Source organism: Aeromonas sp. LsrichE-8G (assembly GCF_022869435.1).
In the GTDB taxonomy this organism is placed as follows: domain Bacteria; phylum Pseudomonadota; class Gammaproteobacteria; order Enterobacterales; family Aeromonadaceae; genus Aeromonas; species Aeromonas caviae.
Genome location: NZ_JALIHH010000125.1, coordinates 7,291 through 26,131, shown reverse-complemented (window position 1 = coordinate 26,131; position 18,841 = coordinate 7,291). Strand labels below are relative to the sequence as shown.

The following is an 18,841-nucleotide window of genomic DNA, read 5'->3' as shown; positions in this document are numbered from 1 at the left end:
AAAGAAAAACAGTACCAGGCAGCGATACATGATTGGCAACGTCCAGGCCGGATCATGGCATCGGCCGGTGAAAGAACAGAACAGGGCCGTGAAGATATGAGCGACAAATTCCAAGACAGAACCATGGCCTTCGCAGGCATCTGCCAGGCCGCCTATCTGGTGCAGAAAGTGGCCCGTGACGGCTCCTGCGACGAAGCCTCCCTGCGCGAGAGCCTGCAAAGCATTCTGGTCACCAACCCCACGCAGCCGCTGGAAGTGTTCGGCAGCCACCTGGCCATTCGCGACGGCTATCGCGCCCTGGTGGAACAGCTGGGGGCCGACGGCAGCCAGAAGAATGCCGAGCTGACCCGCTACGTGGTGAGCCTGATCGCGCTGGAGCGCAAGCTCGCCAAGCGCAAGGACATCCTCAACATGCTGGGGGAGCGGATCAGCCAGATCGGCCGCCAGCAACAGCATTTCGATCTGCTCGACGAGCAGATCCTGGCCAACATGGCGAGCATCTACAGCGACCTTATCAGCCCCATCGGGCCGCGCATCCAGGTGGCGGGCACCCCGCTCTTCCTGCAGCAGCCCCTGGTGCAGCACAAGGTGCGCGCCCTGCTGCTCGCAGGCATCCGCGCCGTGGTGCTGTGGCGCCAGCTCGGCGGCAGCCGTACCCAGATCATCTTCGCCCGCAAGAAGATGGTGGAACTGGCCAAACGATTTTAACCCCCACACCAATCATCAGGAGTTCACCCCATGGAGCTGTCCGCGCTGACTGCCGTTTCCCCGATTGACGGTCGTTATGGCGACAAGGCCGATGCCCTGCGCCCTATCTTCTCCGAATTCGGTCTGCTGCGTTTTCGCGTCGAAGTCGAGGTGCGCTGGTTGCAAAAACTGGCCAGCCACGCCGGGATCCCGGAAGTCCCTGCCCTGAGCGAGGCAGCCAATGCCGTGCTTGACGGCATCGTCAGCAACTTCAACGAGCAGGATGCCGCCCGCATCAAACAGATAGAGCGCACCACCAACCATGATGTGAAAGCGGTGGAGTACTTCCTGAAAGAGAAGGTGGAAGTGAACCCGGAGCTGGCCGCCGTCAGCGAATTCATTCACTTCGCCTGCACCTCGGAAGACATCAACAACAACTCCCACGGCCTGATGCTGAAGACCGCCCGGGAAGAGGTGATCAAGCCTTATTGCGAAAAGCTCATCGGCGAGATCAAGCGCCTGGCCGTCGAGTACCGCGACATGCCGCTGCTGTCACGCACCCACGGTCAGCCGGCGACCCCGAGCACCATGGGCAAGGAGATGGCCAACGTCGCCTACCGTCTGGAGCGCCAGCTCAAGCAAATCATGGCGGTGGAGCTGCTGGGCAAGATCAACGGTGCCGTGGGCAACTACAACGCCCACATCAGCGCCTACCCGGATGTGGACTGGCACCAGTTCTCCGAGGAGTTCGTCACCTCTCTCGGCCTGACCTGGAACCCCTACACCACCCAGATCGAGCCCCACGACTATATCGCCGAGCTGTTCGACGCCCTGGCCCGCTTCAACACCATCCTGATCGACTTTGACCGTGACGTCTGGGGTTACATCTCCCTGGGTCACTTCAAGCAGCGCACCATCGCCGGCGAAATCGGCTCCTCCACCATGCCCCACAAGGTCAACCCCATCGACTTCGAGAACTCCGAAGGCAATCTGGGTCTGGCCAACGCCGTGTTCCAGCACCTGGCGAGCAAACTGCCCATCTCCCGCTGGCAGCGTGATCTCACCGACTCGACCGTGCTGCGCAACCTGGGTGTGGCGGTGGGTTACTCCCTGATTGCCTATCAGGCGACCCTGAAGGGCATCTCCAAGCTGGAAGCCAACGCGGACGCCATGGCCGCCGATCTGGACGCCAACTGGGAAGTGCTGGCGGAACCCATCCAGACCGTGATGCGCCGCTACGGCATCGAGAAGCCCTACGAGAAGCTCAAAGAGCTGACCCGTGGTCGCCGCGTCGACGCCGAAGGGATGCGCACCTTCATCGACACCCTGGAGTTGCCGGAAGCGGTCAAGGTCGAGCTGAAGAAGCTGACCCCGGCCAACTACATCGGCGACGCCCAGCGTCTGGTCGATCTGCTGAAATAAGTGATGTAACCGAACCGGCGGGGGCTCTGTCATGACGGCAGGGCCCCCGTTGATTTTGGCCCATTTGATATGATCACCCTCTATCGGGCCATTTCAGAGCCCTTGCCCAAGCCCGCCTTGGGCAAGCCCTCTCACAAGATACGAGAAGCACCATGTACCAACTCAATCTGGATATCGCTCACTTCCTCGAGCACTACTGGCAGAAGCGCCCGCTCCTCATCAAGGGCGGTTTCACCGACTTTCAGGATCCCATCAGCCCGGACGAGCTGGCAGGTCTGGCCATGGAAGAGGTGATTGAGTCGCGCCTGGTCACCCGCTTCAACAACAAGTGGGAGGCGGCCCACGGCCCCTTCGAATCCTACGATCACCTGGGGGAAGAGAACTGGACCGTGTTGGTGCAGGCGTGCAACCACTGGGTACCCGAGGTGCACGAGCTGGCGGTGCCGTTCCAGTTCATCCCGGGCTGGCGCTTTGACGATGTGATGGTGAGCTTCTCCACCCCTCACGGCGGTGTCGGCCCCCACATCGACAACTACGATGTCTTCATCACCCAGGGTCAGGGCAAGCGCCACTGGCGGGTCGGCGATGCCAAGCCCTTGAACGAGTTCGCCGCCCACGCGGCCCTGCTGCACTGCGAGCCGTTCGAGGCGATCATCGACGTCATCATGGAGCCGGGCGACATCCTCTACATCCCGCCCGGATTCCCCCACGAGGGCTACGCCATCGAGCCCTCCCTGAACTTCTCGGTGGGTTTCCGCGCACCGGACGCCAAGGCCCTTGTCTCCTCCTTTGCCGATCACCTGATCGACAACGAGATCCGCACCGAACGTTACGGCGACCCGGACCTCCAGCCCCGCGCCCGCCACGGGGAGATCCAGCCCCATGAGCTGCACCGCCTGCGGGAGCTGATGCAACAGGCCCTCGACGACGAGACCCTGTTCAAGGAGTGGTTCGGCACCATGATCTCCGAGGCCAAGCACGATCTGGACGTCAATCCGGTGGAGCCGGACTACAGCGCCGACGAGGTGGCCGACCTGCTGAGCCAGGGGGAGCCCGCCATCAAGGTGCCGGGGTTGCGCAGCGTCTGGTTCAGCGGCGAGAGCCGCACCTGCTACATCGACGGCGAAGCCTGGACCCTGCCAAGCGAGGATCCGGCCGCCATCGCACTCCTGTGCGACAAGGACATCATCACCCAGGACGCGCTGGTGGAACTGGCCGATCAGGCGGGCTTCCTGCAACTGCTGACCCGGCTGGTCAACCGCGGCTACTGGTTCTTCGGCTGATCCAGAGGGCTGCCGCCCCTCCCGGCGTGCCGGGAGGGGCGGCGTTTTTTTCCGCTGTAGGCCTACCGGCTCCAGCCTTGCGTTGCTTCGTCCTGACGCCGCGGGAGGGAGTGACTACACTGGATGACGGCCAACGGCATCGGGCCGGATCGCCCCCGCAATGGGGCCCTGTTGTTTGTCATTTAACAACATGGGATCGGGCAGGATGCGGGGCCAGAAATGGGAACCAAATGGCCTCAGTTGCGGAAAATCAATTATTTTAGCCCCTAAAATGAGCTGTGATCGAAAACGTTATCTTTCAAATTGAGGCCGTTTTCGCTCAAAACGTTGTTTCTGGATCATAAAAAGTATCCAAAAACTGGTGTATATTGCACGGCGGAAATTCCTTAACCATGAAGACTGACATGAAAAAGACCAAAATCGTCTGCACCATCGGTCCCAAGACCGAATCCAAAGAAATGCTGGGCAAGATGCTGGATGCCGGCATGAACGTCATGCGCCTGAACTTCTCCCACGGCGACTACGCCGAACACGGTGGTCGCATCAGCAACCTGCGCGCTGTCATGGCCGAAACCGGCAAGCACGCAGCCATCCTGCTGGACACCAAGGGTCCGGAAATCCGCACCATCAAGCTCGAAGGCGGCAACGACGTCTCCCTGGTCGCCGGCCAGACCTTCACCTTCACCACCGACCAGACCGTGGTGGGCAACAAAGACAAAGTCGCCGTCACCTATGCCGGTTTTGCCAGCGACCTGCGCGTCGGCAACCGCATCCTGGTTGACGACGGCCTGATTGGCCTGGACGTCATCGAAATCACCGAGCGCGAAGTGATCTGTAAAGTGCTCAACAACGGTGACCTGGGCGAGAACAAGGGCATCAACCTGCCGGGCGTCTCCATCAAGCTGCCGGCCCTGGCCGAGAAAGACAAGCGCGACCTCATCTTCGGTTGCGAGCAAGGCGTTGATTTCGTTGCCGCCTCCTTCATTCGCAAGAAAGAAGACGTGCTGGAAATCCGTGAGCACCTGAAAGCCCACGGCGGCGAGAACATCCAGATCATCTCCAAGATCGAAAACCAGGAAGGCCTGGACAACTTCGACGAGATCCTGGCTGTCTCCGACGGCATCATGGTTGCCCGTGGCGACATGGGTGTCGAGATCCCGGTAGAAGAAGTGATCTTCGCCCAGAAGATGATCATCGAGAAGTGCAACAAAGCCCGCAAAGTGGTCATCACCGCCACCCAGATGCTGGACTCCATGATCAAGAACCCGCGTCCGACCCGCGCCGAAGCCGGCGACGTGGCCAACGCCATCCTGGACGGTACCGACGCAGTCATGCTGTCCGGTGAGTCCGCCAAGGGCAAGTACCCGCTGGAAGCCGTGACCATCATGGCCACCATCTGCGAGCGTACCGATGCCGTGATGCCGTCCAACCTGTCTGCTGCCAACGACAGCAACAAGCTGCGCATCACCGAAGCGGTCTGCAAAGGCGCGGTAGAGACCTCCGAGAAGCTGGACGCCCCGCTGATCGTGGTTGCCACCGAAGGCGGCAAGTCTGCCAAGGCCATCCGCAAGTACTTCCCGAAAGCCTGGATCCTGGCCATCACCACCAACAAGAAGACCGCTGCCCAGCTGGTGCTGACCAAGGGTGTGGTTGCTCACGTGGTTGACTCCATCGCCTCCACCGACGACTTCTATCGCATCGGCAAAGAAGCCGCGCTGGAAATCGGCATGGGCGTGAAGGGTGACGTGGTTGTCATGGTCTCCGGTGCCCTGGTACCGAGCGGTACCACCAACACCGCCTCCGTTCACGTACTGTAATCAGTCCTGAACCGATGAAAGCGGCGCCTGCGGGCGCCGTTTTTTTTTATCTCTCCCCCTGCTGCCCCTCTTGCGCCGGTGCTAGAATCCACGCGGATTTTACCCTGGTGGAAAATCCCCCGAACATCGCATAATCACCCGGACGCTTTATGCTCTCAACACGCTTCAAAAGAGCCTCGGCCACCCTGCTGCCGCTGCTCTGTTTACTCATTACCTTCTGGACCCCGAGCACCCTGGCGCAGGATCTGCCCCAGCGCGCCACCGTGCAGCGGGCGCTCGACGCCCTCGGCAAATCGGACACCCCCACGGCCAGCCAGCAGGCGGACCAGAAGTTCCTGACTGACACCCTCTCCCTCCTCGACAGCATCGACAAGGAGAAGAGCAAGGCCAAAACCCAGAGCGAACGCCTGCGCACCCTGCCGGCAGAGCTCAAGGAGATCGGCGCCAAGCTCGACGCCCTGACCCAGGGCAAGAGCCCGGAGCAGCTCAAGAGCGAATACGCCACCATGAGCCTGGCGGAGCTCGATGCCCGCCAACCCGAGATCATGGCCAACATGCAGGCGGCCCAGGAGGCCCTTGGCACCATCGGCAGCCAGATCACCAACCTGCAGACCCTGCCGGAGCGGGCCCAGGCCAGCATGAGCCGCGCCTATCAGCGCAGCCAGGAGATCCGCACCCGCCTCAACGCCGGGGACGGGGTGAGCAGCGCCGAGAAAATGAAGCTTAATGCCGAACTGGCCCTGCTGGATCTGCAACTGGCCAACCTGCAAAAGGAGCTGGACAACCGCACCAGCATGCAGGATCTGGTGGTCAAGCAACGGGACTACCAGAGTGCCCGTCTTGCCAGTGAAGAGCAGAAACTGCAGGCATTGCAGGAGCAGAGCAGCGCCAAGCGCCTGGGGGATACCGAGAAGACCGCCGAAGAGACCGGCGAACTGGTGGCCGCCGAAGACAACCCCCTGGTGCAAAAAGAGCAGGAGCTCAACTACCAGCTCAGCCAGCAACTCATCAGCTCCACCAACAGCCTCAACACCCTGGCCCAGAAGAACCTGCAGGCGAAGAGCATGCTGGAGCGCGGCACCCAGACCGAGCGCAACCTCAACGAACAGGTGCAGATGCTCAAGGGCAACCTGCTGCTCTCGCGCATCCTCTATCAGCTCTACCAGCAACTGGAAGCGGCCCCCTCCACCCTGGTGAAGAACCTGGAGGAGCAGATCGCCGACCTGCATCTGGCCCAGTTCGAACTGAGCCAGCAGCGTGACCAGCTGTTCCAGAAGAACCAGTATCTGGACAACCTCATTGCCAGCAGCGGCGAGACGGTGAGCGACGAAGACAGGGCCAGCCTTGCCAAGCTCATCGACACCCGCATCGGCCTGCTGGATCAGCTCAACCGCCAGATGGATGCCCAGCTCACCAACGCCATCAGCCTGCAACTGACCCAGCAGCAGCTGACCCGGGTCTATGCCTCCATCGAGTTCACCCTGCAGCAGCACATCTTCTGGGTGAGCAGCAACAAGCCCATCGATGCCAAGTGGTTCATCACCTGGCCGGCCCAGGCCTTCAAGCAGGCCTCCGACTGGGTGCTGAAACCGGACTGGAGCGGCTGGGGCGACATGCTGCTGGCGGTCTCCCTGCTCTCCCTGCCGCTGCTGCTGGTGGGCGGCCTGCTGCTGTGGAAGCGCGGCACCCTGCTCGAGCGCCAGAAGAAGATCGTCAAGGATCTGGGACGTTTTCGTCAGGACAGCCAGTGGCACACCCCCCGAGCCCTGCTGTTCACCGTGCTGCAACGCCTGCCGGGCACCCTCTTCATCCTGGCCGCCGGCCTGCTGCTCGCCTATTGCGGCCTGCTGAGCCCGAGACTCATCTTCCAGATCACCCTGAACCTGGCCCTCGGCTACCTGGTGTTCAGTGTCTACCTGTCGGTGATGCGACCGGGGGGCATCGGCGAGACCCACTTCCGCATGCCGCGGGACGAGCTGCAGGCCAAGCGCAACAGCATGCGCTACCTCTGGCTGCCCCTGCTGCCCCTCATCATGCTGTCGACCAAGGCGGTGGTGGAGCCCTCCTCCCTTGGCAACGACGTCATCGGCCAGGGCATGACCATGCTGCTGCTGGGGCTGACCGCCTACCTGGTGCTGCCCATCTCCCGCGCCCGCATCAAGGGCGAGGCGAGCATGTTGCAGACCCTGACCGCCGTCGCCCTGGCGCTGGCGCCGGTGGCCCTGATGGTGCTGGCAGCCCTTGGCTACTACTACACGGCCCTGAAACTCACCGGCAGGCTCATCGAGTCCTTCTACCTCATCATCATCTGGGGTCTGGTCTATCGCACCGCCCTGCGCGGTCTTGAGCTGGCGGCCCGTCGTCTGGCCTATCGCCGCGCGGTCGCCAAGCGGGAACACAAGACCCAGGAGGATGCGGAAGGGGGCGAAGCCATCGAAGAGCAGCCCATGGATCTGGAAGAGGTCAGCCAGCAGTCCCTGCGTCTGACCCGCATCATGCTGCTGCTGGTGTTCGGCGTCGCCTTCTACTGGCTCTGGTCTGATCTGGTGGCGGTCTTCACCTACCTCGACAGCGTGGTGCTGTGGCACAAGAGCGAGGGGACCGGGGCCAACGCCGTGCTCTATCCCATCAGCCTGAGCGACGTGCTGACCGGCCTCTTCGTGTTTGGTGCGGCTCTGTCGCTGGCCCGCAACCTGCCGGGCCTGCTGGAGGTGCTGGTGCTCTCCAAGCTGCGCCTCGCCCAGGGCACGGCCTACGCCTTCACCACCATGCTCAACTACGCCCTGATCGGGGTGGGCAGCCTGACGGCGCTGGCCATGCTCGGGGTCCAGTGGGAGAAGCTGCAGTGGCTGGCCGCCGGTCTCTCGGTCGGTATCGGTTTCGGCATGCAGCAGATCGTCTCCAACTTCATCTCAGGCATCATCATTCTGTTCGAGCGCCCGGTGCGGATCGGCGACACCGTCACCATCGGCACCATCTCGGGCACGGTCAACAAGATCAGGATCCGCTCCACCACCCTCACCGACTTCGACCGCAAGGAGGTGATCATCCCGAACCAGCAGCTGATGATAGAGCGGCTCATCAACTGGTCCCTGTCCGACACCGTCACCCGGGTCATCGCCCGGGTCGGGGTGGCCTATGGCTCGGATCTGGATCTGACCCGCAAGCTGTTGATGCAGGCCGCCATGGAGAACAGCCGGGTGCTGAAAGACCCGGCCCCCATCGTCTACTTCCTCACCTTCGGGCCCAGCACCCTGGATCACGAGCTGCGCTTCTTCGTGAGCGAGCTGGGGGATCGCAACCCGGCCATCGACGAGCTGAACCGCCGCATCGACGTGCTGTTCCGCGAGCATGGCATCGAGATCGCGTTCAACCAGATGGACGTCTACATCAAGAACATGCAGGGAGACGAACAGAAGGTGGAATCCCGCCCGGCGCTGCCGCCGGCAGGGAACCAGCCCGTCTGATCCCGCCCGCTTCACAGGCCCCGTCACGGGGCCTGTTTTTTTCTGCCCGCCCCCCGCCTTGGAAAGCGCAGATCGCCCCCAATATAGGGAAGACAACGGACTGTCTGCATGAGGAACCCAATGGACTCGCTCTACGCCGTGGTGCTCTTTGCCATCTCGGCATCGGTCACCCCCGGCCCCAACAACATCATGGTGATGAGCGCCGGCGCCAGCGTCGGGATACGCAAGAGCCTGCCCCTGCTCATGGGGATCTGCGTCGGCTTCACCCTGATGCTGTTGCTGGTGGGGCTGGGCTTTGGCCAGCTCTTTACCCGCTTCCCCCAACTCCACATGTTCATCAAGTGCGCGGGCACCCTCTATCTGCTCTATCTTGCCTGGCTCATCGCCCGCCCGACGGACGGGATGGCTGACAGCAACGGGACCCGCCCGTTCGGCTTTTTCAAGGGTGCCCTGTTCCAGTGGGTCAATGCCAAGGCCTGGGTGGTCGCCACCGGTGCCATCGCCGCCTTCACCAGCGCGGGAAGCGACCCCTTTGAGCAGCACCTCGTCATCGCCCTGACCTTCTTCATCGTCTCTTTCCCCTGCGTCGGACTCTGGCTCCTGTGCGGTTCCCTGCTCAAGCGCTGGCTGGCAAACGATCTTGCCCGTCGCCGCTTCAACCAGGTGATGGCAGCCCTGCTGGTACTGTCAGTGGTGCCCGTCATTCGCGAGATCCTGATCCCCGCCTGAGACGCCGGGACTCCCCTTTCCCTTGACCCGACGGATGGCCGTCGCAAAGGAGATGCAATGCAACAAGTGGTCTATGTGGCCAACCCGGTGAGCGGGTTGATCCATGTGTTTCGCCTCGAGGCAGGCACCCTCGCCCCGCTGCAGGAAGTGCAGACCGGCGGCGAGGTGCAGCCCCTGGTCATCAGCCCGGACCGGCGCTGGCTCCATGCGGGGGTGCGCCCCGATTTTCGGGTGCTGAGCTTCCCCATCTCCGCCGATGGGCGGCTCGGGGCCCCGACCTCGGCGCCGCTGCTCGGCAGCGCCTCCCACACCTGCACGGACGACAGCGGCCGCCTCTTCTTTGCCGCCTCCTACGCCTTCAACCACGTCACCGTCTCCCGCCAGGATCAGGCGGGCCGGATGCAGCCCCCTCACCAGCATCTCGACGACCTGATGGCGGCCCACTCGGTCACCTGGCTTGCGGGGCAAAACGGGGAGCAGGAGCTGCTGGTGGCCTGCCTGAAAGAGGACAGGGTGCGCCGCTTTGCCCTGGTGGACGAGAGGCTGGTTCCCCACCCGTTGGGGGACATTCACACCGCACCCGGCGCCGGGCCCCGCCATCTGGCACTGCACCCGGACAACGGCGATCTCTATTGCCTCAACGAGCTCGATGCCACCCTCAATCGCTACCACAGGGAGGCGGATGGACAGATAGTGGCGCGCGAGAGCCTGGACATGCTGCCCCCAGGCTATGAGGGGGAGCGCTGGGGCGCCGACCTGCACCTGACCCCGGATGGACGTTTTCTCTACACCAGCGAACGGGCCAGCAGCCTGCTCACCCTGTTCGGCGTCTCCCCCCAGGATGGCGCCCTCACCCCCCTCGGCCACTTCCCGACCGAGGCCTGTCCCCGGGGCTTTGCCATCGACCACAGCGGCCACTGGCTCATCGCGACCGGGCAGCAATCCCACGAGGTGGCGCTGCATGCCATCGACCCCGAAAGCGGCCAGCTCACCCCGGGCCCACGGAGCGAGGTGGGCAAGGGGGCCATGTGGGTGAGGGTGCTCGCCCTCCCCTGAGATGGCGAAAAACGGGCATAAAAAAAGCCATGGCACTGCCATGGCCTGCGTGAGCCGGCCCCCTCAGGAGCCGGTCACCTCCTTCAGGAAACCGGTGAAACGCTGCCAGGACTTGGCATCGGCATCGGCGCGGTAGTTGTCCGAGCCAAAGACGCTGAACGCGTGGGGAGCGCCGCTGTAGCTGGTCGCCTCGTGCTTCACCCCGGCGCTCTCCAGCTCGGCCACCAGCGCCGCAAACTGACCCAGAGAGACCGCCTCGTCGGCGCTGCCGTGCTGGACAAGCAACTGTCCCTTCACCTCTTTGTAGTCCTGCCCGGCCGGGGTCTCCAGCCCGCCGTGTACGCTCACCACCCCCTTGAGATCCGCCCCGCTGCGGGCCAGCTCCAGTACGGCGGCGCCGCCAAAGCAGTAACCGAGGGCCACCGCATTGTCGAGCCGCCCCCCCTGCCTGCCCGCCTCCGCCAATCCCCCTTGCAGCAGGGTGCGCATCCTGGTCCTGTCCTGATAGAGGGCCCCGGTGAGGCGTTTCTTGTCTTCCACCGTGCCCGGCCTGACCCCGGCACCGAACAAATCGACGGCAAAGACACTGTAGCCCAGGGCCACCAGCATCTCGGCCCGCTTGATCTCGTAACCGTTGAGCCCGTCCCAGTCGTGCACCAGCACCACCAGAGGGGCCTCCTTGTCGGCACCCGCCAGGTAATAGCCCTCGAACGGCTTGCCTTCGACCTCGTAGCGCACCGCACCGGCCTCGGCCGCGCCGCTCCCCATCAGCCCCAGCAGGGCCAGGATCCATGCCCTCTTCATCCTTTCATCCTCTCCCGTCAATGGTGCCCCTGAGTGTAGCCGCTTCACATGGGAGCCCGGGTTCAGTGGTACGCAGGCAAAAAAAGAGAGGCCACCCGAAGGTGGCCTCTTTTTCATCATCTCAACGTACAGCAAGCCAGGCGCTTAATCCTTGGCGCTCTCCATGGCACCCGTTTCGGAGTGCTGGGGCAGGATGAGGTTGAGCAGGATCGCCGCCACCGAGGCCAGCCCCACGCCCGCCAGGGCGAAGTCACCGATCTTCATCTCCAGGGCGCCGACACCCACGGTCAGGGTCACCGCCACGATGGCGATGTTGCGGGACAGCCCCAGATCCACCTTGGACTCCACCAGGGTCTTGAGACCGATGGCGGCGATGGATCCGAACAGCAGCAGCATGATGCCGCCCATCACCGGCATGGGGATGGAGGTGAGCAGGGCGTTGAACTTGCCGAAGAAGGCCAGAATGATGGCAAACACCGCGGCCCAGGTCATGGTGACCGGGTTGAAGTTGCGGGTGATCATCACGGCGCCGGTCACTTCCGCATAGGTGGTGACGGGGGGGCCACCGATGAAACCGGCGAAGCAAACGCCGATGCCGTCACCGGCCAGGGTACGGTGCAGGCCCGGATCCTTGGTGTAGTCCTTGCCGGTCACCCCGCCGATGGCCAGCACGCCGCCGATGTGCTCGATGCAGGGGGCGATGGCCACCGGCAGCATGAAGAGGGCTGCGGCCCAGTTGATCTCCGGGGTCTCGAAGTGGGGCAGCGCCAGCCAGGGGGCGTTGACCATCCCATCGAAACTCACCTGGCCCATCAGCACGGCAGAGACATAACCGGCGATGACACCGCACAGGATGGGGATGAGCTTGATCCAGCCCTTGCAGAACACGGCGGCAATCAGGGTGACCGCCAGGGAGATGCCCGCCAGAGTCAGCGCCGTGGTGGCAGGCACCACCTGCTCACCGCCGGCACGGCCCATGGCCATGTTGCAGGCTACCTGAGCCACCGACAGGCCGATCACCATGATGACGGGACCGATAACCACGGGGGGCAGCAGCTTGTGCACGAAGCCCATGCCCCGGGCGCGGATGATGGCCGCCAGGATGAAGTACATGAAGCCGGCGGCAAACAGGCCGAACATGGTGGAGGGCAGGCCCCAGGTCTGGGTGGCATAGATGATGGGGGCGATGAAGGCGAAGCTGGAGCCGAGGAAGATCGGCACCTGGCGACGGGTGCAGAGCTGGAACAACAGGGTGCCTACACCGGCGCCAAGCAGGGCCATGGAGGGGTTCAGTCCGGTGAGCAGGGGCACCAGCACCATGGCACCGAAGGCGACAAACAGAATTTGCAGCCCGGCGACGCTTTGCTTGACCAAGGAAAACATGGGTATCCTTAATTTTTTGATAACTGACAGGGATAATTGACACTTTTCAGTCATCACAAGACTTTTTCAAGGCAGCTAACGGGCCAAACGGCGTCATTTGTTGCCTTTTACTGCTTGGGGAGGGCATGAAACTGGCTTTTTAGGCGGGATTCGCTGCTACAAGCATCGAGGAAGCGATTTTACGCACTTTTATGGCCAACGCCAATCGTTTTTCCGGCGAGTTGACATGACAAGGCTTTCAACTGGTCGACGCAGATATCGCCCCAACCCCCTCTCTATACTCGAAGGCGTGACCCCACACCGACAAGGAGTTCCCCATGTCACTGCCCTCGTTCAAACCCAGCCAGCGCCGGCTGCTGCTGGGTTCGGCCATCGCCCTGGCCCTGTTCGCCACCCCGCTGAGCTATGACTTCGACCACCACCAATGGCAGGCAAACCAGGCCCATGCCAAGTCCTGCTTCATTGCCGGTACCCGCATCCTGATGGCCGATGGCAGCGAACGCCCCATCGAGACCCTGCGGGTCGGCGATCGGGTGCGGGACAGGCACGGGCAGAGCAACCGCATCCAGGCCATCGAGCGGGTGGCGCTGGGGGGGCGCAGGCTCTACGGGCTCAATCATCTGCCCCCCTTCTTTACCGCCGAGCACCCCTTCCTCACCACCCAGGGCTGGGCGGCCATCGCACCGGCCATGACCCGCACCGAAAACCCGGCCCTCGCCGTGCTGCCGCTCTTTACCGGCATGCACCTGCTGGGTTGGTCAGAGGGGGGCCGCGCGGGCAACCTGGCGCTGGCGCCGCACCCTGTCGAACTGCCGGTGGCCTCCCTCTTCTGGGTTGATGCCCCGCCCGCCACGGCGCTGTTCAACCTGATCCTCGATGGCAGCCACAGCTATGTGGCCAATGGGCTGATCGTGCACAACAAAGGGGGGGATGGCGGCGGCAACAGTGGTAGCGGAGGCGGCAACAGCGGCGGTGGGGGCAGCAACAGCGGCGGCGGAGGCAGCAACAGCAGCGGTGGGGGCAGCGGTGGGGGCAATAGTAGCCACAGTGGAAACAATAGCGGAAATGGAGGCGATAGTAGCCATAACGGAAACAATGGCGGGGACGACAGCGGCCACGGCGGCGATGACCGTGGTCAGGGCGAACATGCCGGTGGCGACCAGCACGCTGGCGGCGATCGCCACGGCGGTGGCGACAAACATGCAGGCGGGGAGCGTCATGCCGGTGGCCGGGTGGACGACAACGGTGTGGACGCCGTCGACGCCAATGGCAACAAGCTTCGAGGCGATGGCAGCGTGGACGACAACGGTGTGGACGCCGTCGATGCCAACGGTAACAAGCTAAGGGGCGACGGCAGCGTGGACGACAACGGCGTGGACGCCGTCGATGCCAATGGCAACAAGCTTCGAGGCGATGGCAGCGTGGACGACAACGGTGTGGACGCCGTCGATGCCAATGGCAACAAGCTTCGGGGCGATGGCAGCGTGGACGACAACGGCGTGGACGCCGTCGATGCCAGTGGCAACAAGCTTCGGGGCGACGGCAGCGTCGATGACCGCCTGGTGCCCCCGCCCGCTCAATAGGTGTCAGCGTCCTGCCCCGCACACACAGCAGGGCGGAAAACAGAGAGGGTGGCCTGGGCCACCCTCTCTTTTTCTATGGCATTGTCATGCCCGCGACACATGCGGGCAGGTCGCACCTCAGACCCGGCGATAGGGCAGGTAGACCGGCTCCCACATATGGCTCAGGATGTGCTCTTGCAGATCCTGACCGATGAGCGGGTGGGAGGGATCCCGGCGCACGATGTCCTTGAGCACCGCGGTCGCCACGTGCACCGAGATGTTGCGTAGCTCGCTGATCCTCGGGTAGACGGTGCCCCGGGCGAGATCCGCCTCGCTCACGCACTCCGCGAGCGCAAAGGCGGCGGTGGTGAAGATGTCCGGGCTTATCTCGCGGATCTGGCTGACGATGGCCGCCAGCCCCACGCCGGGGAAGATGAAGACGTTGTTGCCCTGACCGATGCGATAATCCTGCCCCTCATGGTGCACATCCTTGAACGGGCTGCCGGTGGCGACGATGGCGCGCCCCTGGCTCCAGCGGAAGATGTCTTCCGGCAGGGCCTCGCAGTTGGCGGTGGGGTTGGAGAGGGGGAACACCATGGGGCGCTCGCAGTGAGTCAGCATCAGCTGGATGTGCTCCTCCTGGAAGGCGCCGCCGGCGCCGCTGGTGCCGAGCAGCACTGTGATGGGCACGTGGCGCAGCACCTCGGTCAGCCCCGCCTTGCCCTGCAGATCCCACTGGGCCAGCAAGAGGCCCGGCTTGGCGTAGCGGCGCTTGTACTCATCCAGCCCCTCGCGGTTGTCACACACCAGCCCCTGGGTATCCAGGATATAGATGCGATCCCGCGCCGCCTGCGGGTCAAGCCCCTCGCGGATCATCCCAGCGCAGATCTGATCCGCCACCCCGACCCCGCCAGCCCCGGCCCCGTAGACCAGGTAGTGCTGCTGGCCCAGGGTTTCCCCCTTGGATTTGACGGCCCCAATGATACCCGCCAGCACCACGGCCCCGGTGCCCTGGATGTCGTCATTGAACGACGGCAGCGCCTGCTGATAGCGGGCCAGGTTGTTGAAGGCGTTGGACTTGCTGAAGTCCTCCCACTGCAGCACGGCGTTGGGGAAGTGGCGCTTGACCCCGGCCACGAACTTGTCGATGAAGTCGTCGTACTCCTTGCCGCGAATGCGCCTGTGGGGCTGACCCAGGTACATGGGGTCATCCAGCAGCGCCTGGTTGTCGGTGCCCACGTCCAGCGCGATGGGCAGGCAGCAGGCGGGGTGGATGCCAGCCCCCAGGGTATAGAGGGCGAGCTTGCCGATGGGAATGCCCATGCCCCCCACCCCCTGATCGCCGATGCCGAGGATCCCCTGGCTGTCGGTCACGACGATGATGCGCACCGCCTTGGCATCCATGTGGCGGGCGAGGGAGCCCATGTCCTCGACGTTCTTCGGGGTGATGTAGAGGCCGCGCGGCTTCTGGAAGCGGTGGCTGAACTCCTGGCACGCCTTGCCCACGGTCGGGGTGTAGATGTAGGGAGTCATCTCCTCCACGTGGCGGGACAGGAGGGCGTAGAACAGGGTTTCGTTGCGATCCTGCAAGGCTCGCAGGTTCTGGTACTTCTCGATGTCGCTGCAAGCGCTCAGGAAGGCCTCATAGACCCGCTCCAGCTGGGCTTCGAAAGTCTGCACCTGAGGCGGCAAGAGGCCGCCCAGCTCAAAATCGGCCCGCTCCTGTTCGGTGAAGGCGGTACCCTTGTTGAGGTTGCGATCGTTGAGCAGATTGGTGCCCGTCAGCGCAACGGGGCGAAAATCGTGACCCTGTGCATCTTTCCACAGCAGATATTGTCCGGTAGCCATAGTCATTCTCTTTGATTTACATGAAGTTGCCATCAGGCAGGAGAGCAAGACTCAGAATGCTGGGGATCATATGACGTTTGCCGATCCGGTTTTGTGAGCTTGGACAAACCCTGCGGCCAAAGGCGCCTTTGCCGGGGCAGCCGAAGGTTGCTCCCGCGCCCGCCTTGGCGCAAGATCCCGACACGCCCCTGTGGGCATCCCTTTGCGAGCAACGGAGCACCATGACCCCTCCCTCTTCCCCCGTTTTTCTCGTCAGCGGCGTCATCCTCGCGGGCGGTCGCGCCACCCGCATGGGGGGCGATGACAAGGGCTGGGTGCCCCTCGCGGGCACTCCCCTGATCGAACACGTGCTGACCCGCCTGCGCCCCCAGGTGGACGAGGTGCTGATCAACGCCAACCGCAGCCAGGCTCGCTACCGGCAGCTTGCTCCCGTCATCGGAGATGCGCAGGCCGACTTCCAGGGGCCGCTGGCCGGCATGCTGGCGGGGCTGACGGCGGCCCGTCACGACTGGGTGCTGTTCGTCCCCTGTGACGGCCCCGCCCTGCCCCTTGATCTGATGACCCGCTTTCTCGCCGCCATCACCCCGGACACCGATCTGGTGGTGGCCCACGACGGGGAGCACCTCCAGCCCGTGGTCGCCCTGCTGCGCCGCGCCCTGCGCCCCTCCCTGAGCCAGGCGCTGGCGGACGGGGAGCGCAAGACCGGGGCCTGGTTTGCCCGCCACCGGATGGCGGTGGTGCCCTTTGCCGATCTGCCCGACGCCTTCGTCAACCTCAACAGCCCGGCCGAACTCGCCGCCTGGGAGACGAGGCTGCGGGAAAGGGGCGCGCCATGAGCCCCCTGCCCCTGCTCGGCTTCGTCGCCTGGAGCGGCACCGGCAAGACCACCCTGCTGGAGCGCCTCATCCCGCGCCTGGTGGCCCGCGGTCTGCGCCTCGGGGTGCTCAAGCACACCCACCACGCCTTTGACATGGACCAGCCCGGCAAGGACAGCCACCGCCTGCGCCAGGCGGGCGCCACCCAGGTGATGGCGGCCTCCGACCGGCGCCACGCCCTGATCCGGGAGACCCCGGAGGGGGAGCCCCCCTTCGAGGTGCTGCTGGCCCGTTTCGACTGGGACAGGCTCGATCTGCTGCTGGTCGAGGGGTTCAAGCATCACCATTTTCCCAAGATAGAGCTGTATCGCGCCGCCATCGGCCGGCCCCTGCTCTTCCCCGATGATCCTGACATCGTCGCCCTCGTGAGCGACGTTCCCCAGACCACGACCCTGCCCCGGTTCCCCTTCGAGGATCTGGAGGCCATCGCCGACTTCATCTGCGCCCAGTTGCCCCCGCACGCCCCCCGTCAGGCCCCGTCGCCCCTTCGCCTCTGCGCCCGGCTGCTGGCGGCCCTGCCCCCATCGGCAGAGCAGGGCGTTGTGCCCGGCTTGCTCAGTCAGGACGAGGCGGGCACCCTGCTGGTGCGCCCGGTGGACGGGGGCCACGACAGTGCCAACTGCCGCATCGAACGGGCGCCGGGTAGCGTGGCCCTTCCCCCCGGCGAGCGGGTCATGGTGCGCCTGCCGACAGGTGCGCCCGCATGAACCGGGGAAACGACGCAGGTCAAGGCAAATGCCGTCCTCCTTGCTATCCTCACACCCCTGACCCGAGATAAGAGAACGCCCTTGCGCCTCAATGCCCCGCTCTCCCGCTTCGATCTGCTCATCTATGGCCGCTACCGCCTGGTCCACGGCCTGCGCATCGCCCTGGCCTTCACCCTCACCTTCCTGCTGACCCGGGAGCTCAAGCTGCCGGAGAGCACCTGGCCCCTCATCACCCTGGTGGTGGTGATGGGCCCCATCTCGTTCTGGGGCAACGTGCTGTCGCGCGCTCTGCAACGGGTGGTGGGCACCGTCTTCGGCGCCGCCTGCGGGGTGGTGGCCCTCTATCTGGAGCTCTACTCCCTGCCCCTGATGCTGGCCTGGTGCTGCGCCATCATGTTCCTGTGCGGCTACCTGGCGCTCGGCAAGCGCCCCTATGTGGGGCTGCTCATCGGTATCACCCTGGGGGTCATCGTCGGCGGGGTGCCCGGGGACATCGAGACCGCGCTCTGGCGCAGCGGCGACGTCATCCTGGGGTCGGTGCTGGCCCTGCTGTTTTGCAGCATCTACCCCCAGCGGGCCTATACCCACTGGCGTCTGCAGATGCACGACACCCTGCAGCAGGCCGGGCGGCTCTACCACACCCACCTCTCCCCCAACGTGCTGGAGCGCCCCAAGCTCACCCGAAGCCACGCCCGCCTGCTCGCCAAAATAGTCAGCCTGCGCCCCCTGCTGGCCCCGGCGGTCAAGGAGACCCGCCTTGGCAGCCCGCTGTTCGAGGCGACCCAGACCACCCTTCGCAACAGCGTCTGCACCCTGGAGATGCTGGCCAACACCTATTGGCGGGATCGCCAGAGCCACTTCCTGATGCAGAGCCACCCGGGGCTTCGCGCCTGCCAGCAGGCGACGAAGTCGGTGCTCACCGAACTCGCCCTCATGCTCAAGAGCGGCGATACCACGGCGGCCGACCAGGCCATCGGCCGCCTGCAAGAGGCCGCCGCCAGGCTCGATGGGGAAGCAAGCCAGGCGCCAGGCCTGGGACACGACCCCACCCTTGGCGGCTACCTCTGGCTCAATCTCCATCTCATCGAGCAGCTCGCCCACCTCCATCGCCTGCTGGGACTGGTGCTGCAACCCTATGCCAAGCCCTCGGCCCGCCCCTGAGCGCGCCTCCTGCAACCGCCCACAAAAAAGCCCCGCCGAT

The 18,841-nt window shown here is 64.2% G+C and carries 13 protein-coding genes and 1 pseudogene; 11 read left to right on the top strand and 3 right to left on the bottom strand.

The features are described from left to right. Positions 1-96: 96 nt before the first annotated feature. The 7 genes from hflD to MUW49_RS16905 all read left to right on the top strand — a co-directional run bounded on the left by hflD (position 97) and on the right by MUW49_RS16905 (position 10,461). On the top strand, positions 97-708 hold the full coding sequence (gene hflD, locus MUW49_RS16935; protein WP_010673618.1) for a high frequency lysogenization protein HflD: 612 nt from the start codon (positions 97-99) through the stop codon (positions 706-708). A 30-nt stretch (positions 709-738) separates the two neighbouring features. Continuing rightward, positions 739-2,109 (top strand): adenylosuccinate lyase, encoded by a 1,371-nt coding sequence (gene purB, locus MUW49_RS16930; protein WP_041214787.1) that lies wholly within the window; start codon positions 739-741, stop codon positions 2,107-2,109. 152 nt (positions 2,110-2,261) lie between these two features. Further along, on the top strand, positions 2,262-3,392 hold the full coding sequence (locus MUW49_RS16925) for a cupin domain-containing protein (RefSeq protein ID WP_010673616.1): 1,131 nt from the start codon (positions 2,262-2,264) through the stop codon (positions 3,390-3,392). A gap of 404 nt (positions 3,393-3,796) precedes the next feature. Beyond that, entirely contained in the window at positions 3,797-5,209 is a 1,413-nt protein-coding gene (gene pykF / locus MUW49_RS16920) for a pyruvate kinase PykF (RefSeq protein ID WP_010673615.1), read from the top strand. 149 nt (positions 5,210-5,358) lie between these two features. Beyond that, complete coding sequence (gene mscK, locus MUW49_RS16915) at positions 5,359-8,676, top strand: mechanosensitive channel MscK (RefSeq protein WP_053288265.1); 3,318 nt, start codon at positions 5,359-5,361, stop codon at positions 8,674-8,676. 120 nt (positions 8,677-8,796) lie between these two features. Next, positions 8,797-9,405, top strand: a complete 609-nt coding sequence (locus MUW49_RS16910) for a LysE family translocator (protein ID WP_160838016.1) — start codon at positions 8,797-8,799, stop codon at positions 9,403-9,405. A gap of 57 nt (positions 9,406-9,462) precedes the next feature. Next, positions 9,463-10,461 carry a beta-propeller fold lactonase family protein gene (locus tag MUW49_RS16905; protein WP_244813002.1) on the top strand — a complete coding sequence of 333 codons (999 nt, stop codon included), beginning with the start codon at positions 9,463-9,465 and terminating at the stop codon, positions 10,459-10,461. A 63-nt stretch (positions 10,462-10,524) separates the two neighbouring features. Here the strand turns inward: MUW49_RS16905 and MUW49_RS16900 are convergent, their stop codons facing one another. Both MUW49_RS16900 and MUW49_RS16895 read right to left on the bottom strand, forming a co-directional pair. Then, positions 10,525-11,265, bottom strand: coding sequence for a dienelactone hydrolase family protein (locus MUW49_RS16900; protein WP_160838012.1), 741 nt, complete (start codon positions 11,263-11,265; stop codon positions 10,525-10,527). A 144-nt stretch (positions 11,266-11,409) separates the two neighbouring features. Further along, on the bottom strand, positions 11,410-12,648 hold the full coding sequence (locus MUW49_RS16895; RefSeq protein ID WP_041213272.1) for a uracil-xanthine permease family protein: 1,239 nt from the start codon (positions 12,646-12,648) through the stop codon (positions 11,410-11,412). 317 nt (positions 12,649-12,965) lie between these two features. Between MUW49_RS16895 and MUW49_RS16890 the strand changes: the two genes are divergently transcribed. Next, positions 12,966-14,231 (top strand): Hint domain-containing protein, encoded by a 1,266-nt coding sequence (locus tag MUW49_RS16890; protein WP_244813001.1) that lies wholly within the window; start codon positions 12,966-12,968, stop codon positions 14,229-14,231. A gap of 117 nt (positions 14,232-14,348) precedes the next feature. Here MUW49_RS16890 and MUW49_RS16885 read toward each other — a convergent pair whose 3' ends face one another. Beyond that, positions 14,349-16,058: an NAD-dependent malic enzyme gene (locus MUW49_RS16885; protein WP_042016259.1), complete on the bottom strand. Its 1,710-nt coding sequence runs from the start codon at positions 16,056-16,058 to the stop codon at positions 14,349-14,351. A 221-nt stretch (positions 16,059-16,279) separates the two neighbouring features. Between MUW49_RS16885 and mobA the strand changes: the two genes are divergently transcribed. From mobA to MUW49_RS16870, 3 genes and pseudogenes are all read left to right on the top strand, one after another. Then, on the top strand, positions 16,280-16,894 hold the full coding sequence (gene mobA / locus MUW49_RS16880; RefSeq protein WP_210539125.1) for a molybdenum cofactor guanylyltransferase MobA: 615 nt from the start codon (positions 16,280-16,282) through the stop codon (positions 16,892-16,894). After that, a pseudogene (gene mobB / locus MUW49_RS22110) lies at positions 16,891-17,376 on the top strand (molybdopterin-guanine dinucleotide biosynthesis protein B); the annotation flags it as partial. The gene mobA and the pseudogene mobB, both read left to right, overlap by 4 nt. A 345-nt stretch (positions 17,377-17,721) precedes the next feature. Continuing rightward, the gene (locus MUW49_RS16870) at positions 17,722-18,801 is read left to right on the top strand and encodes an FUSC family protein (RefSeq protein WP_210539123.1); all 1,080 of its coding nucleotides are present in this window, start codon (positions 17,722-17,724) and stop codon (positions 18,799-18,801) included. The last annotated feature ends 40 nt before the right edge of the window (positions 18,802-18,841 follow it).